Source organism: Pseudomonas sp. KH_024_B2 (genome assembly GCF_057839965.1).
The window spans coordinates 4,347,211-4,362,557 of the sequence record NZ_CM174502.1; the positions used below are offsets into that span (position 1 = coordinate 4,347,211).

At 60.3% G+C, this 15,347-nt stretch carries 15 protein-coding genes; 12 read left to right on the plus strand and 3 right to left on the minus strand.

Features of this window, described 5'->3' with window-relative positions:
- Positions 1-107: 107 nt before the first annotated feature.
- Together ygfZ and AC3I0A_RS20245 are read left to right on the plus strand one after the other, a co-directional pair.
- Positions 108-1,049: a CAF17-like 4Fe-4S cluster assembly/insertion protein YgfZ gene (gene ygfZ / locus AC3I0A_RS20240; protein ID WP_489374151.1), complete on the plus strand. Its 942-nt coding sequence runs from the start codon at positions 108-110 to the stop codon at positions 1,047-1,049.
- A 37-nt stretch (positions 1,050-1,086) separates the two neighbouring features.
- Positions 1,087-1,908, plus strand: a complete 822-nt coding sequence (locus AC3I0A_RS20245; RefSeq protein WP_489374153.1) for an HDOD domain-containing protein — start codon at positions 1,087-1,089, stop codon at positions 1,906-1,908.
- 129 nt (positions 1,909-2,037) lie between these two features.
- On the opposite strand, the gene AC3I0A_RS20250 is transcribed toward AC3I0A_RS20245, so the two are convergent.
- A complete protein-coding gene (locus AC3I0A_RS20250) occupies positions 2,038-3,423 on the minus strand; it encodes a sensor histidine kinase (RefSeq protein ID WP_489374155.1) in 1,386 nt (461 codons plus the stop codon).
- Positions 3,416-4,087 carry a response regulator gene (locus AC3I0A_RS20255; protein WP_489374157.1) on the minus strand — a complete coding sequence of 224 codons (672 nt, stop codon included), beginning with the start codon at positions 4,085-4,087 and terminating at the stop codon, positions 3,416-3,418. Before AC3I0A_RS20255 ends, AC3I0A_RS20250 begins: the two co-directional genes overlap by 8 nt.
- Before the next feature lie 246 nt (positions 4,088-4,333).
- On the opposite strand from AC3I0A_RS20255, the gene AC3I0A_RS20260 reads away from it, so the two are divergent.
- From AC3I0A_RS20260 to AC3I0A_RS20280, 5 genes are all read left to right on the plus strand, one after another.
- On the plus strand, positions 4,334-5,626 hold the full coding sequence (locus tag AC3I0A_RS20260; RefSeq protein WP_489374158.1) for an OprD family porin: 1,293 nt from the start codon (positions 4,334-4,336) through the stop codon (positions 5,624-5,626).
- Between the two features lie 84 nt (positions 5,627-5,710).
- Positions 5,711-6,688 carry a Bug family tripartite tricarboxylate transporter substrate binding protein gene (locus AC3I0A_RS20265; protein WP_489374159.1) on the plus strand — a complete coding sequence of 326 codons (978 nt, stop codon included), beginning with the start codon at positions 5,711-5,713 and terminating at the stop codon, positions 6,686-6,688.
- Positions 6,689-6,745: 57 nt separating this feature from the next.
- Positions 6,746-7,204: a tripartite tricarboxylate transporter TctB family protein gene (locus AC3I0A_RS20270; RefSeq protein WP_489374160.1), complete on the plus strand. Its 459-nt coding sequence runs from the start codon at positions 6,746-6,748 to the stop codon at positions 7,202-7,204.
- A gap of 1 nt (position 7,205) precedes the next feature.
- Positions 7,206-8,720, plus strand: a complete 1,515-nt coding sequence (locus AC3I0A_RS20275; protein WP_489374161.1) for a tripartite tricarboxylate transporter permease — start codon at positions 7,206-7,208, stop codon at positions 8,718-8,720.
- Positions 8,713-9,750, plus strand: a complete 1,038-nt coding sequence (locus AC3I0A_RS20280; RefSeq protein WP_489374162.1) for an AbrB family transcriptional regulator — start codon at positions 8,713-8,715, stop codon at positions 9,748-9,750. The genes AC3I0A_RS20275 and AC3I0A_RS20280 overlap by 8 nt, the downstream gene beginning before the upstream one ends.
- A gap of 153 nt (positions 9,751-9,903) precedes the next feature.
- Here AC3I0A_RS20280 and ung read toward each other — a convergent pair whose 3' ends face one another.
- Positions 9,904-10,596 carry a uracil-DNA glycosylase gene (gene ung, locus AC3I0A_RS20285; RefSeq protein ID WP_489374163.1) on the minus strand — a complete coding sequence of 231 codons (693 nt, stop codon included), beginning with the start codon at positions 10,594-10,596 and terminating at the stop codon, positions 9,904-9,906.
- A 131-nt stretch (positions 10,597-10,727) separates the two neighbouring features.
- Between ung and AC3I0A_RS20290 the strand changes: the two genes are divergently transcribed.
- The 5 genes from AC3I0A_RS20290 to AC3I0A_RS20310 all read left to right on the plus strand — a co-directional run bounded on the left by AC3I0A_RS20290 (position 10,728) and on the right by AC3I0A_RS20310 (position 15,034).
- The gene (locus AC3I0A_RS20290; RefSeq protein WP_489378559.1) at positions 10,728-11,840 is read left to right on the plus strand and encodes an enoyl-CoA hydratase/isomerase family protein; all 1,113 of its coding nucleotides are present in this window, start codon (positions 10,728-10,730) and stop codon (positions 11,838-11,840) included.
- Positions 11,841-11,903: 63 nt separating this feature from the next.
- Positions 11,904-12,125 (plus strand): hypothetical protein, encoded by a 222-nt coding sequence (locus AC3I0A_RS20295; RefSeq protein WP_489374164.1) that lies wholly within the window; start codon positions 11,904-11,906, stop codon positions 12,123-12,125.
- A gap of 493 nt (positions 12,126-12,618) precedes the next feature.
- Positions 12,619-14,106 carry a sensor domain-containing diguanylate cyclase gene (locus AC3I0A_RS20300; protein WP_489374165.1) on the plus strand — a complete coding sequence of 496 codons (1,488 nt, stop codon included), beginning with the start codon at positions 12,619-12,621 and terminating at the stop codon, positions 14,104-14,106.
- Entirely contained in the window at positions 14,099-14,308 is a 210-nt protein-coding gene (locus AC3I0A_RS20305; protein ID WP_489374166.1) for a cysteine-rich CWC family protein, read from the plus strand. The genes AC3I0A_RS20300 and AC3I0A_RS20305 overlap by 8 nt, the downstream gene beginning before the upstream one ends.
- 33 nt (positions 14,309-14,341) lie before the next feature.
- Positions 14,342-15,034: a pseudouridine synthase gene (locus tag AC3I0A_RS20310; RefSeq protein ID WP_489374168.1), complete on the plus strand. Its 693-nt coding sequence runs from the start codon at positions 14,342-14,344 to the stop codon at positions 15,032-15,034.
- The last annotated feature ends 313 nt before the right edge of the window (positions 15,035-15,347 follow it).

Here is a 15,347-nt window from a genome sequence, read left to right on the forward strand (position 1 = left end):
TACGCCGAACAGTCGGCTTTGGTCGGGACCCGCCATACTTTGTGAGCTACCCATTTCAAGGGCGCCCCCTTATGATGTCTGCCAGACTTTTTATCCTGCGATGACCCATGGCTGATTCTGCTTTTTTCTGCACGTTGTCTCATGAAGGCGTTCTTGCCGTTCGCGGCTCGGACGCCGGCAAATTCCTTCAGGGGCAACTGACCTGCAACCTCAATTACCTGAGCGATACCCAGGCCAGCCTCGGCGCACGCTGCACGCAGAAAGGCCGCATGCAATCGAGCTTTCGCATCCTGCCTGAAGGCGATGGCTACTTGCTGGCGATGGCCACCGAGCTGCTGGAACCGCAACTGGCGGATCTGAAAAAATACGCGGTATTTTCCAAATCCAGACTGACCGACGAAAGCGCCGCCTGGGTTCGCTTCGGTCTCGGCCGGGCTGATGCCGCTCTGCGCGCCCTGGGCCTTGAGCTGCCGCCAGAAACCGATGCGGTAGTGCGCGCTAACGGTCTGATCGCCATTCGTGTATCCACCGACCGAGCCGAGCTTTGGGCTGCTGCGGATCAGGCCGAAACCCTGCGCGGTCAACTCTGCGCGCAACTGGTCGAGGGTGATTTGAATCAGTGGTTGCTGGGTCAGGTTCGCGCGGGCATCGGCCAGGTCATGCCGAGCACCCGTGAACTGTTCATCCCGCAGATGCTTAACCTGCAAGCCGTCGGCGGCGTGAGTTTCAAGAAAGGCTGCTACACCGGCCAGGAAATTGTTGCGCGCATGCAGTACCTGGGCAAACTCAAGCGTCGTCTGTATCGACTGCAACTGGACGCCAGCGAATTGCCCGAGCCCGGCACGCCGTTGTTTTCACCGACCCACGGCAGCTCCATCGGCGAAGTGGTCATCGCCGCCCGTGCCGAACACACCATTGAACTGCTGGCCGTGCTGCAAGCCGAGGCCGCAGAAGGTGGCATCATCCATCTAGGCGCGCTCGAAGGTCCCGCCCTGCAACTGCTCGACCTGCCTTACCAACTGGATCGTGATCGCGAAATCCAGCGTTAATTGCAGCACTTTTTTTGCAACACCCTAGAGAACAGAAATGAGCAAGCTGGCGGAAAAGGTCCAACAGGATTTGGTTGAGGCCATCAATAACGATGACCTGGTTCTGCCAACGTTACCGGAAGTGGCCCTCGGGATTCGCAAGGCCGCTGAAGACCCGGAAATCAGTGTCAGTACGCTGAGCAAAGTGATTGGCCGCGATACGGCGCTGTCGGCGCGGCTGATCAAAGTGGTCAACAGCCCGTTGCTGCGGGCCACTCAGGAAGTGACCGATCTGCACACGGCGATCACCCGGCTGGGCGTCAACTACAGCAGCAATCTCGCCATCGGTCTGGTCATGGAGCAGATTTTCCATGCCCGCTCCGAGGTAGTGGCGCAAAAAATGCGCGACGTCTGGCGCAGGAGCCTGGAAGTGGCCGGAATCAGTTATGCCCTGTGCCGCCGCCATAGCCAATTGAAGCCCGATCAAGCGGCTCTCGGCGGCCTGGTGCATCAGATCGGGGTATTGCCGATTCTGACCTACGCCGAAGATCACTATGAGCTGCTATCGGACCCGGTCAGCCTCAACCATGTGATCGAGCAGATTCATCCATTGCTCGGCGACAAGCTGCTCAGAGTCTGGGAATTTCCGGAAAAGCTGGTGAAGCTGCCGGGGCAATACCTTGACTTCAAGCGCCAGTCGGAGCGGGTCGACTATGTCGATCTGGTGCAGGTAGCCACGCTGTATTGCCACAAAGATACCGAACACCCGTTGGCCAGGATCGATGCATTCGACGTTCCAGCCTTCAAAAGGCTGGGTATGGATCCCGAAAGCAAGGCGATGTGCGCCGATCTGGAAGCGTCGCGGTCGATGTTTTATTGAAACCGGATTTTTGTGTCAGGGCTTCTATCGATTCGCGGGCAAGCCCGCTCCCACAAGGATTGTGCAAAACCTGTGGGAGCGGGCTTGCCCGCGAAGAGGCCCTGACGGGCACTGAAAAATTTGGCCTATCTACCCCGCAATAAAACTCACCCGCACCTTCAACCCCGCCCGCGCGCCGTCGTGCAGGCTGATCTGCGCCAGGTGGGCGCGGCAGATTTCACCGACAATCGCCAGGCCCAGCCCTGAACCCGCACCCTGCTGGCTACTCCGGTAGAAGCGCTCGAACACCCGATCGCGCTCCTCCTGGGGAATCCCCGGCCCGTCATCTTCGACCTCCAACACCGCCGGGGCCGTCACCCGCAGAATCACGTTGCCGCCCGGTGGCGTATGGGCCAGGGCGTTATCCACCAGATTGCTTAAGAGCTCATTGAGCAGTGTCGGTTCACCCCGCAACCACACCGGATCGTCCGCCTCCAACGCCAAAGCGACGCCCCGTGCGTGAGCCAGCGGCGCCATGGCCATGCCCAGCTCGCGGGCCAACTGGCTGAGATCGAGCAATTGTGCGCCGCCCTCGGCAATTGCCCGGGCGCCGTTTTCGATACGGGCCAGCGACAGCAATTGATTGGCCAGGTGGGTCAGGCGGTCAGTGCCTTGTGCGGCGCTTTCCAGGGTACTGCGCCAGGTTTCGGGGTCCGCAGCGCGCAGGCCCAATTCAAGCCGGGCCTTTAGCGCCGCCAGCGGTGTGCGCAACTCATGGGCGGCATCGGCGATGAACTGTGCCTGACGCTCGAACTGCCCACGCAAGCGCTCGGTAAAATGATTGAGTGCCCGTACCAGAGGCCACAGCTCATGCTGCACCTCCACCAGCGGCAGAGCGCGCAAATCATCGGGTTGACGCTCCTCTACCGCCGTGCGCAGACGCTCCAGCGGGCGCAACGCGGCACTGACGGCAAACCACACCAGCAGCAGCGCGCCCATGGCCAGCATGCCCAGACGCAACAAGGTATCGGCCATCAGGCTGCGGGCCATGCTGACCCGCGCTTCGTCGGTTTCCGCCACACGAATTTCTGCCATGCCGTTCATGTTCGGCTCACTGACAGGCTTGAGCAGGCTTACCACCCGCACGTTCTGCCCTTGGTATTGGGCGTTGTAGAAGCGCGCCAGCGCCGGATAATCGTCGGTACGCGGCGTGCCTGGCGGCGGCCCGGGCAGGTTTTCGTAGCCGGAAATCAGCTGCTGGTGAATGTCGTTGACCTGGTAATAAATCCGCCCGGCGCTGTCATAGGCGAACGTATCGAGGGCGACGTAGGGCACATTCGCACTGAGACTGCCATCGCGCTGGGACAGGCCGGCGGCGATGGTCCGGGCCGAGGCCAGCAAGGTCCGGTCATAGGCGGTATCGGCAGCTTCACGGCCATTCCAGTAGGCACTCAAACCACTGGCCAACATCAATACCACCAGCAACAGCGCGAGGTTCCACAGCAACCGCCAACGCAAGCTGCTGGGCTTATGCATCGCGGGTTTCCAGCAGGTAACCAAGCCCGCGGAAGGTCACGATCGCTACCGGCTGACCGTCGAGTTTCTTGCGCAAGCGGTGGACGTAGATTTCGATGGCGTCGGGGCTGGCCTCTTCGTCCAGACCGAACACCTGGGAGGCCAGTTGCTCCTTGCTCATGACCCGACCTGGCCTGGCGATAAGGGCTTCGAGCACGGCCTGCTCGCGGGAGGTCAGGGTGAGCAATTCATTGCCCAGGGTGAAGCGTCGCGTGTCCAGGTCATACACCAGCACGCCGCAACGCTGCTGGCGCTCGCCACCGAGTACGCTGCGGCGCAGCAATGCCTTGACCCGAGCTTCAAGCTCCGTGAGCTCGAAGGGTTTGGCCAGGTAATCGTCAGCGCCGAGGTTGAGCCCATGGACTCGATCCTTGACGTCGCTGCGGGCGGTCAACATCAACACCGGCAGATTTTTCCCGCGTGCGCGCAATCGCGCCAGCACCTCGAAACCGTCCATGCGCGGCAAGCCGACGTCGAGGATCGCCACCGCGTATTCCTCGCTGCTCAAAGCCAGGTCGGCGGCCACCCCGTCGTGCAGCACATCGACGGTCAGGCCGGTGCTTTTCAGCGCCTGGGCGACACTTTCAGCCAGCTGCAGATGGTCTTCGACGAGCAGAACACGCATGGATTTGTACCTCGTTCAGGGATAGGTCGACTCCATTCGCTGGCGCGGAGTTTACAGCCGCATCCGCTGCTGTGAAGCCTGAAAACACTGAAAAGTCTGTTGAAAGGTTAGCGAAAGGTTGGCCCGTTAAAGTCCAGCTACGGACAGTTTCGACTGCCGTGACTACTGAAGATTTCTAAAGAGTAGTTATCGAAAAACGCCTCGAAGCGTTTTCGTCAAATAAGAACAATAACGGAGTACATCACCATGCTGTCCATGCAGCCTCAGGCTCGCCCGCCTGTTCGTTTTTCCCGTCTCAGCCAGACCGCCCTTGCCAGTGCCGCCGCCCTCGCCGGCTTTTCGCCGTCAAGCCAGGCTGCCTTCTTCGAAGACAGTAGCGCCACCCTTGAAACCCGCAACATGTATTTCAACCGCGACTTTCGCGACGGTACCAGTGCCCAGCAATCCAAGCGTGACGAATGGGCTCAGGGCTTCATGCTCAACCTGCAATCGGGTTACACCGAGGGGACTGTAGGTTTCGGCATCGACGCGCTGGGCATGCTCGGGGTCAAACTCGACTCCAGCCCCGACCGCACCGGCACCGGCCTGTTGCCGACCCACGATGACGGGCGGGCAGCGGACGAGTACTCCAAGCTCGGCCTGACCGGCAAGGTAAAAATTTCCGCCACCGAGCTCAAGATCGGCAGCCTGTTCCCGGAACTGCCGATCCTCAAGGCCAACGACGGGCGCATCCTGCCGCAGACCTTCGAAGGCGGCCTGCTGACCTCCAAAGAGATCAAGAACCTGACCTTTACCGGCGGGCGACTGAACAAGGCCAAGGATCGCGACGACAGCAACTACGAGGAGATCGTCCTCAACAACAAGAACGGCCGCTTCGTATCGGGTGCCACCGGCGAGCATTTCAACTTCGCTGGCATGGATTACAAGTTCACCGACAAGATCACCGGCAGCTACCACTACGCCCAACTCGATGACGTGTACAACCAGCACTTCGTCGGTGTGGTCGCGTCGCAACCGGTCGGCCCCGGCACTTTCGCCACCGACCTGCGTCTGGCCATCAGTGACGACCAAGGCGCGGCCCGTGGCGGCAATATCGACAACAAATCCCTCAACGGCCTGCTCAGCTATGCCTTGAAGGGGCATAAACTCAGCGCCGGCTATCAGCACCTGTCCGGCGACAGCGCTTTCCCTTATGTCGATGGCAGCGATCCGTACCTGGTCAACTTCGTCCAGATCAACGACTTTGCCGGTGCCGAAGAACGCTCATGGCAGGCCCGCTATGACTATGACTTCGCCAAGCTTGGCATTCCCGGCCTGAGTTTCATGAGCCGTTATATCAGCGGTGACAACATCAAGCTGAAAAGCGGTGAGACCGGCAAAGAGTGGGAACGCAACAGCGAGATCAAATACGTAGTGCAAAGCGGCACCTTCAAGGACGTCGCCGTGCGCCTGCGCAATGCCACTTACCGTTCCAACTACTCTGCCCGCGACGCGGATGAAGTGCGTCTGCTGGTGAGCTATAGCGTTGCACTCTGGTAATGGATTCAAACGCCAAGGGCAAAAGATCGCAGCCTGCGGCACAGCTCCTGCACAACCAAAACAACAACTCCTGTGGAGACAATCATGAACCTATCACTGCGTAAAGTTGCTCTAGCCGCCAGCTGCATACTCTTTGCCGGCCAATTATTAGCTGAGCCCAAACGCCCGGAATGCATCGCCCCGGCCTCGCCGGGCGGTGGTTTCGACCTGACCTGCAAACTGGCGCAAAGTGCCCTGATCAATGAGAAGCTGCTGACCAAACCGATGCGCGTGACCTACATGCCTGGCGGTGTCGGCGCAGTGGCTTACAACGCGGTGGTCGCACAGCGTCCGGCCGACGCCGGCACGCTGGTCGCCTGGTCCAGCGGTTCGTTGCTGAACCTGGCCCAAGGCAAGTTCGGACGCTTCGATGAAAGCGCCGTGCGCTGGCTGGCAGCGGTCGGCACCAGTTACGGCGCCATCGCCGTGAAAAGCGACTCGCCCTACAAGAACCTCGACGATCTGGTCCAGGCGCTGAAGAAAGATCCGAGCAAAGTGGTGATCGGTTCCGGCGGCACCGTGGGCAGCCAGGACTGGATGCAGACGGCACTGATCGCCAAGGCCGCCGGGATCAACCCGCGCGACCTGCGTTATGTCGCCCTCGAAGGCGGCGGCGAAATCGCCACCGCGCTGCTCGGCGGCCACATCCAGGTCGGCAGCACCGACATCTCCGACTCCATGCCGCACATCCAGAGCGGTGACATGCGCTTGCTGGCGGTGTTCTCCGACAAGCGTCTGGACGAGCCGGAAATGAAAGACATCCCGACCGCCAGGGAACAGGGCTATGACATTGTCTGGCCGGTGGTACGTGGTTTCTACCTCGGGCCAAAAGTCAGCGACGAAGATTACGCCTGGTGGAAAGCCGCCTTCGACAAACTGCTGGCCTCCGAAGACTTCGCCAAGCTGCGCGATCAGCGTGAACTGTTCCCGTTCGCCATGACCGGCCCGGAGCTGGACACCTACGTGAAGAAGCAGGTTGCCGACTACAAGGTGCTGGCCAAAGAGTTCGGTTTGATCCAGTGATCGCCTCTGTCTAGCGGTTGCGCCCCTGCGCATCAGGGGCGCGACCAGGAGTTCCCCATGCTCTTACAACGCATTTTCGCCTCGGTGCTGCTACTGGCCTGTATTGGCCTGGCACTGATGGCATGGCCGTATCAGGCGGCATTTTCCTACGAACCGGTCGGCCCCCGGGCCTTTCCCCTGCTGATGCTCGGCCTGATGGGATCGGCCTTGCTTTATATGGTGTTCCGCCCATCGCCCATCGTGCACAGCGACGACGACCCGCAACTGGACCGTGAAACCCTGAACAAGATTGGTCTGTGCGTCATGTTGCTGCTGATCTTCGCCGGGTTGTTCGAACCTCTTGGCTTCATTCTCAGCAGCATCCTGATCGGCATTCCGATGGCGCGCCTGTACGGCGGTCGCTGGCCGCCCAGCGTGGTGATCATCAGTCTGATGAGCGTCGGCCTTTACCTGCTGTTCGACAAAGTAATGGACGTGCCGCTGCCTCTGGGGCTGCTCGACGTTCTGGAGAACTGATATGGATACTCTCGGTTATTTGAGCCATGGCTTCGGCGTCGCATTGACCCCGTACAACCTGGTGACTGCCTTGTGCGGGACGCTGATCGGCACCGTCGTCGGTCTGCTGCCGGGCCTGGGCCCGATCAACGGCGTGGCGCTGCTGATCCCGATCGCCTTCGCCCTTGGCCTGCCACCGGAGTCGGCGTTGATCCTGCTGGCCGCGGTGTACCTGGGTTGCGAATACGGCGGTCGGATCAGCTCGATCCTGCTGAACATTCCGGGCGAAGCTTCCACCGTAATGACCACCCTCGACGGCTATCCGATGGCCCGTCAGGGGATGGCCGGTGTGGCGTTGTCGCTGTCGGCGTGGAGTTCGTTCATCGGCGCGTTCATCGCCACCTGCGGCATGGTCGTGTTCGCCCCGATCCTGGCGAAATGGGCGATTGCCTTCGGTCCGGCGGAATATTTCGTGTTGATGGTCTTCGCGATTGTCTGCCTCGGCGGTATGGCCGGTAATCGTCCGCTAAAGACGTTTATCGCGGCGCTGATCGGACTGTTTCTGTCGTGTGTCGGCATCGACGCCAACAGCGGCGTGTACCGTTTCACCGGTGACAATCTGCATCTCACCGATGGCATTCAGTTCGTGGTGCTGGTGTTGGGCCTGTTCTCCATCAGTGAGATTCTCCTGCTGCTGGAAAAAACCCATCGCGGCCAGGAAGCGTTCAAAGCGACCGGGCGCATGATGTTCAACTTCAAGGAAGCCGCGTCAGTGTTTGCGGTGAACATCCGTTGCGGCGTGCTCGGCTTTATCATGGGCGTATTGCCGGGTGCCGGCGCAACACTGGCCAGTGCGGTGGCCTACATGACCGAGAAGCGCATCGCCGGCGACAGCGGCACGTTCGGCCAGGGCGACAAACGCGGCCTCGCCGCCCCGGAAACCGCGATCGGCGCAGAGGCCTGCGGCGCGCTGGTACCGATGCTGACCCTCGGCGTTCCGGGATCGGGCACCACCGCGGTGATGATCGGCGCGCTGTCGCTGTACAACATCACCCCCGGTCCGTTGCTGTTCGAGCAGCAACCGGACATCGTCTGGGGCCTGATCGCTTCGTTGTTCATCGCCAACATCATGCTGGTGATCCTCAACATCCCGATGATCCGTATCTTCACCCGCATCCTCGCCGTGCCGAACTGGGCACTGGTGCCGATGATCGCGATCATCACCGGGATCGGTGTCTTCGCGGTGCACGCCACGACCTTCGACCTGTTCCTGATGATCGGCATCGGCATCTTCGGCTACATCCTGCGCAAGCTCGACTTCCCGCTGTCGCCGGTGCTGCTGGGCTTTATCCTCGGCGGTCTGATGGAACAGAACCTGCGGCGTGCCCTGTCGATTTCCAACGGTGCGCTGGAGATCCTCTGGTCCAGTCCGATCACCCTGACTGTCTGGGGTCTGATCGTGGTCATGCTGCTGGTGCCGTTGCTGCGGATCTGGCGCAAACGTTCCGTACAGCGTCGTGCCTTGGCCAATGCCTGAGGTCACCTTGAAAAACTGGTGGGGAACACCGCTGGTCGGTCTGCTCGGCGGTTACCTCGCCAGCCAGATCGGCTGGCCGCTACCGTGGATGGTCGGCTCGTTGCTGGCGATCATCCTGGTGCGCTGCCTCACACCCTGGCAATTGGCGGAAATCCCTGGCGGGCGTAAATGCGGCCAGTGGATCGTCGGCATCGGCATCGGCCTGCACTTCACCCCGGTGGTGATCGAGCAGGTCATGAGCCACTTCGGTCTGATCTTCTTCGGTGCCTTGGTCACCAGCCTGTCCAGCGTGGTCGGGGTCTGGTTGCTGCGGCGTACCGGGGAGGATCGCGCCACCGCGTTTTTCTCCAGCATGCCCGGCGGTTCCGGCGAGATGGTCAACCTCGGCGCGCGCAATGGCGCAGTGCTCAGCCAGGTCGCGGCCGGGCAGAGTTTGCGGGTGCTGGTGGTGGTGCTGTGTGTCCCGGCGGCGTTCAAGTATTTGCTGGGTGACGGTGCTCCAGAGCTTCATCCGACGGCGGTCGATTGGCGCTGGCTGGCGCTGCTATTTCCGGCGGGCGCCCTGCTCGCCTGGCTCTGGCAGCGTTTGCGTCAACCTAACCCTTGGTTGTTCGGGCCGTTGCTGGTAAGTGCAGCGGTGAGCATCGCCTGGGATCTGCATATCGGCCTGCCGAATGGCGGCAGTCAGATCGGCCAATGGTTGATCGGCAGCGGTTTGGGCTGTCACTTCAACCGGCAGTTCTTCCGCCGGGCGCCATCGTTCATGGGCCGGACCTTGATCGGTACGGCATTGACCATGTTGATCGCCACCCTCGCGGCGCTCGGCCTGAGTGCCCTGACTCAACTGGACCTGCGTTCACTGACGCTGGGCATGATGCCCGGCGGCATTGCCGAGATGAGCCTGACGGCCGAAACCCTGCAACTGTCGGTACCACTGGTGACGGCGATGCAGGTGATGCGGTTGCTGTTTGTGCTGTTTCTGGCTGAGCCGTTGTTTCGGTATTGGGATAAGTTGCCGGAGAAGGTCTGAGATACCGAGGTGCCCCTGTGGCGAGGGAGCTTGCTCCCGCTGGAGCGCGAAGCGGTCCCAAAATCAGCAACCGCGTTTTACCAGATAAAACGCGTCCGCTGGATTTACGACTGCTTCGCAGCCGAGCGGGAGCAAGCTCCCTCGCCACAATCATCAAACCGGCGGCAATCGCCACTCGATCGGCGTCTCGCCATTCTGCTCAAGAAACTTGTTGGCCCGGCTGAAGTGCCCGCAACCGAGGAACCCGCGATAAGCGGACAGCGGCGACGGATGCACCGAGGTCAACACCAGGTGCTTGGTCGCGTCGATCAGTTTCTGCTTGCCCTGGGCATGGGCGCCCCACAGCAGGAAGACCAGATGCGGCTGGTGTTCGCTGACGATCTCGATAACCCGGTCAGTAAAATGCTGCCAGCCCTTGCCCGCATGAGAGTTGGCGTTGGCGCGCTCGACCGTCATGGTGGTATTGAGCATCAGCACGCCCTGCTCGGCCCAGCTTTGCAGGCAACCGTGAGCGGGAATGTCGATGTTCAGATCACGCTTGAGCTCTTTATAGATGTTCACCAGCGACGGCGGTGCCGGCACGCCCGGTTGCACCGAGAAGCACAAACCGTGGGCCTGACCCGGGCCGTGATACGGGTCCTGACCGAGGATCACCACTTTGACCTTGTCCAGCGGGGTCAGATTGAGGGCGTTGAAAATCATCGGGCCCGGCGGATAGATTTCCTTGCCCGTGGCGTATTCCTGACGCAGGAATTCGCGCAACTCCGCCATGTACGGCTGGTCGAATTCGGCACGCAGTGCCTCCTTCCAGCCCGGTTCGAGTTTGATACGGTCGTCAGAAGTCATCGCCTGGTCCAGAAAAAACAATGGGCGCACCCTAAGAAAGCCCGTCACGCTTGTCAATTGATCTGACGCAGAACCGGCACTTTCCTACACAGCGATCATACTGAATGCTCAATTCAGCCATCGAGGTCAAAATGAATCTGCACTTCGAAGAACTTACCGGCACCGACGGCGCGCGTATCGGCATCGCCAGCCTGGATGCCGAAAAGTCCCTGAACGCCCTTTCCCTGCCGATGATCCACGTCTTGAGCGAACGTCTGAACACCTGGGCCAAAGACCCGCAGATCGTTTGCGTGTTGTTGCGCAGCAACGGCGCCAAAGCGTTTTGTGCCGGCGGTGAGGTGCGCAGTCTGGTCGAGGCTTGTCGCGCTCATCCAGGCGAAGTTCCGCCGTTGGCCGCACACTTCTTTGCGGCAGAATACCGCCTCGACTACAGCCTGCACACCTACCCGAAACCGCTGATCTGCTGGGGCCATGGCTACGTACTCGGCGGCGGCCTGGGGCTGTTGCAGGGCGCCAGTATTCGCATCGTGACGCCGAACAGTCGTTTAGCCATGCCGGAAATCAGCATCGGCTTGTACCCGGATGTCGGTGCCAGCTGGTTTCTCTCGCGCCTGCCGGGCAAGCTCGGCTTGTTCCTCGGTTTGACCGGCGCCCATATGAATGCCCGCGATGCGATCGATCTGGACCTGGCCGACCGCTTTCTGCTGGATGAACAGCAAGAAGAACTGATTGAAGGCCTGCTGCAACTGAATTGGCAAGAACAGATACCCATGCAGCTCAATAGCCTGCTCAAGGCGTTGCAGCAGGAAGCTATCGGGCAATTACCCCCCGCCCAGTGGCTACCGCGACGTCAGCAGATCGACGAGTTGCTGGATGTGAGTGACGTGCGCTGTGCCTGGCGCGCCATCAGCCAGCTTCGTGATCACAACGACGTTCTGCTCAGCCGTGCCGCAAGAACCCTGAGCGAGGGCTGCCCGCTGACCGCGCATCTGGTCTGGGAGCAGATCGTTCGCGCCCGCCATCTGTCGCTGGCCGAAGTATTCCAGATGGAATACACCATGAGTCTGAACTGCTGCCGACATCCGGAGTTCAGCGAAGGGGTGCGCGCGCGGCTGATCGACAAGGATCAGAAGCCTCATTGGCATTGGCCCGATATCAATACGATCCCGGAAGCGGTGGTCGAGGCGCATTTCCACAAAGTCTGGGAAGGTCGACATCCGCTGGCGGATTTGTCCGACTACTGAATTCCAGTCGTAAAAAAAAAAGCGGCGCTTGATGCGCCGCTCGATAACGGTGGTGCTTTAACGGTGCCAGTCGCGGTTATCACTCCGATCTCTGCGATCTTCGCGTCTATTGTGGTGCTGATCCTGACGTCGATTATCGCTATGACGGTAGTCACCCCGATGGCGATCATCGCCATGACGGTAGTCACCCCGATGGCGATCATCGCCACGACGGTAGTCACCCCGACGAGAATTCGAATCCCAACCCCGGTTTTGATAAGACCGGTGCTCTATGCGCGGACCTGATTGGTAATACCGTGGAGCCGGTTGGTAATACCGTGGAGCTGACTGGTAATACCGCGGAGACGGGTAGTAACGCGGCGACGGTGCGTAGTAACGGCCCCGGTCCGAATAATAAGACCTGCCTCCGTAGTAATAAGGCGCCGGTGAGGTATAGACCTCGGAGCGGTAGTAGCTCGATCCTCCATCCTCGTAATAGGGTACGCAGGCAGAAAGAGACAAACCCAGTAAAGCAATCAGAAGAAGTCGTCGATACATAGCGGCCTCCTGGACCGCGAAAGAGCACACACCAGCGACGCTGGTCGGCGGCAGTCAAATCAGCTAACTGTCGAAACATCTGACAGCGAAATCCGAATCTGGTGCGTTTTTGCAACAGATTGATACAACTAGCGCAAAGCCATGATTGCCCCCAGGATCTCGAATACCCCTGCAAATGAAGCAGTTATTTCCGCGCCGTGCCATTAGAATGCCCCCACTCTGTATCTGTCACGGAATCGCTATGCTGCTTCGCTCTGCGCTGTATTCGCAACGCTTGTTGGTGCTCGCGCTGATCGCGCTGTTGGGTTGTGGTTTCCTCGCCACCTCACTGCTGAGCTACTACGCCTCGCGGGCGTCGATTCGCGACAGCATCGTCAATACCGAGCTGCCGTTGACCTCCGATACGGTCTACTCGGAAATTCAGAAAGACCTGGTTCGGCCGGTCCTGATTTCCTCGATGATGGCCCGCGACACCTTCATGCGTGACTGGGTAATGGCCGGCGAACGCGACCCCGAGCAAATGACCCGCTATCTCAACGAGGTCATGACCCACTATGACGCCTACACCGCGTTCTTCGTCTCCAACAGCAGCCTGACCTACTACCACGCCAAAGGTGTGCTGAAAAAAGTCAGCGCCTTTGTGCCCCGTGACGCCTGGTACTTCCGCGTGCGCGATATGGCCGAGCCGTATGAGATCAACGTCGATCCGGACATGGCCAACCACGACAACCCGACCGTTTTCATCAACTACAAAGTCCATGACTACAAAGACCAGTTCATCGGTGCTGCCGGCGTCGGCCTGACCGTCGACGCGGTGATCAAACTGATCGACAAATACCAGCAGCGTTACCAGCGCAGCGTGTACTTCGTCGACGCCTCAGGCCGCATCGTCCTCACCGGTGCCGAGGGCGGACCGCAAAGCGCGCGGGCCGGGCAGACCCTCAGCGAACTCGACAGCATGAAGGATCTGCTGAGCAAACTGCCCAAACCCCACAGTGGCAGCTATGAGTATTCGGCCCAGGGCCAGGGGCATTTTCTCAATGTGCGCTTCATCCCCGAGTTGAATTGGTACCTGTTCGTCGATAAGCGCGAAGAAGGCGCCCTCGGTGATATCCGCCAGTCGCTGTACCTCAACCTGTTGATCTGCCTGATCGTCACGCTGCTCGTGCTGGCCCTGCTCAACCGCGTTCTGAAATCCTACCAGCGCAGGATCGAAGCCCAGGCCACCCTCGACAGCCTCACCGGCCTGCCCAACCGCCGCGGCTTCGACCTGCTGGCTATCCAGGCCATGCACGAAGCCCAGCGCGAGCCGAAGCCGCTGACGGCCTTGCTGCTGGACCTGGACCACTTCAAGCGTTTGAACGACACCTACGGCCACCTTGCCGGTGACCAGGTGCTGGCCGGTTTCGCCCGCGATCTGCAAAGCTGCCTGCGTCAGTCCGACATCGTCTGCCGCTGGGGCGGTGAAGAATTCATCGTGCTGCTCAAGGACACCGACAGCAGCAACGGCCAGATGATTGCCGAAAAAATCCGTAAACAGCTCGAGCAGCAACGCTATGCCTATGAGGGGCAAGCGCTGCAGATCACCGTCAGCATTGGCCTTACCACCTTGCAAGCCGACGACACGCTGCACCTGCTGCTATCGCGCGCCGACCATGCCATGTACCGTGCGAAACAGACTGGCCGTAACCGAACCTGCGTGGAAATGCACCGCTCAAGCTATGAATAAACCCAACCTCTGCCCAGCCTGCGGTGCCAGCAACGACTGCACCCTGGCCGATCCGCGCACCGCCGACCGGGCATGCTGGTGCTACGGCGTCAGCATCGACCCGGCCGTGCTCCAGGCGCTGCCCGCCGAACTGCGCGACAAATCCTGCCTGTGCCCGCGCTGCGCGCAAGTCCAAGCGCAGTTGCAGGCAGCGATCGCGTAAGATGCGCGACCCTTTTCTGACCAGCCGATAGCCATGCGCGTTGACCGTTTCCTCAGTAACCTGCCCCGCTTCAACCGCAAACAAGTGCGCTTGTTGCTGGTCGAGCGGCGGATCAAGGTCGACGGACAAGTGGTCAGCGACCCTCACTTCGAGGTGCGCGAGTTCAGCTGCGTCGAGTGCGACGATGAAGTGCTGCAAGCCGGAAAACCACCGCGCTACTTCATGCTGCACAAACCGCCGGGCTGCGTCAGCGCCACCAGCGACCCCGGGCACCCGACCGTGCTCGACCTCATCGATGAGCCGGACAAACACGAACTGCACATCGCCGGGCGCCTGGACTTCAACACCACCGGCCTGATGCTGATCACCAACGACGGCAGCTGGTCGCGCCGCCTGACCCAGCCGCAGACCAAACTGCCGAAGATCTACTACGTCGAAACCGAACAGGACATCGGACCCGAGTACGCGCAAACCTTCGCTCAAGGTCTGTATTTTGCCTTCGAAGACCTCACCACCCAACCGGCCGAGCTGGTGGTGCTCGGGCCAAAGTCCGCGCGGCTGAGCATCGTCGAAGGCCGCTATCATCAGGTCAAACGGATGTTCGGCCACTTCGACAACAAAGTCCTGCGCCTGCACCGCGAACGCATGGGGCCATTGGTTCTGGACGAAGCCCTTGCACCCGGCGAATACCGCCCGCTGACCACCGAAGAAATCCAGCACATCTAAAACCTGCGGCCGAGTCACGACCATTCGGCAGAAAGTTATCGATCAATTCCCAAATGGCACTTGCGGGATGCGTTTGTCCCTGCTTGAATCAAGCCGTCGGCCGAAATGTGACCGATGAGTCACCAACATACTTCTAAGAAACCTTTTGCCGGCAGTGAGCCCTCAGGCTCCGCATTCCCCCGGCAGATCGCCCGTCTATAACAACACCCGTCGACCAGCTTCCATCGGATCGACATTGGGCCAAAAAAAATTCCAGGCATATGCCTACCTGTCACAAAGCCCGTGCAATCTCATTGCGCGCATACCCGCTTGC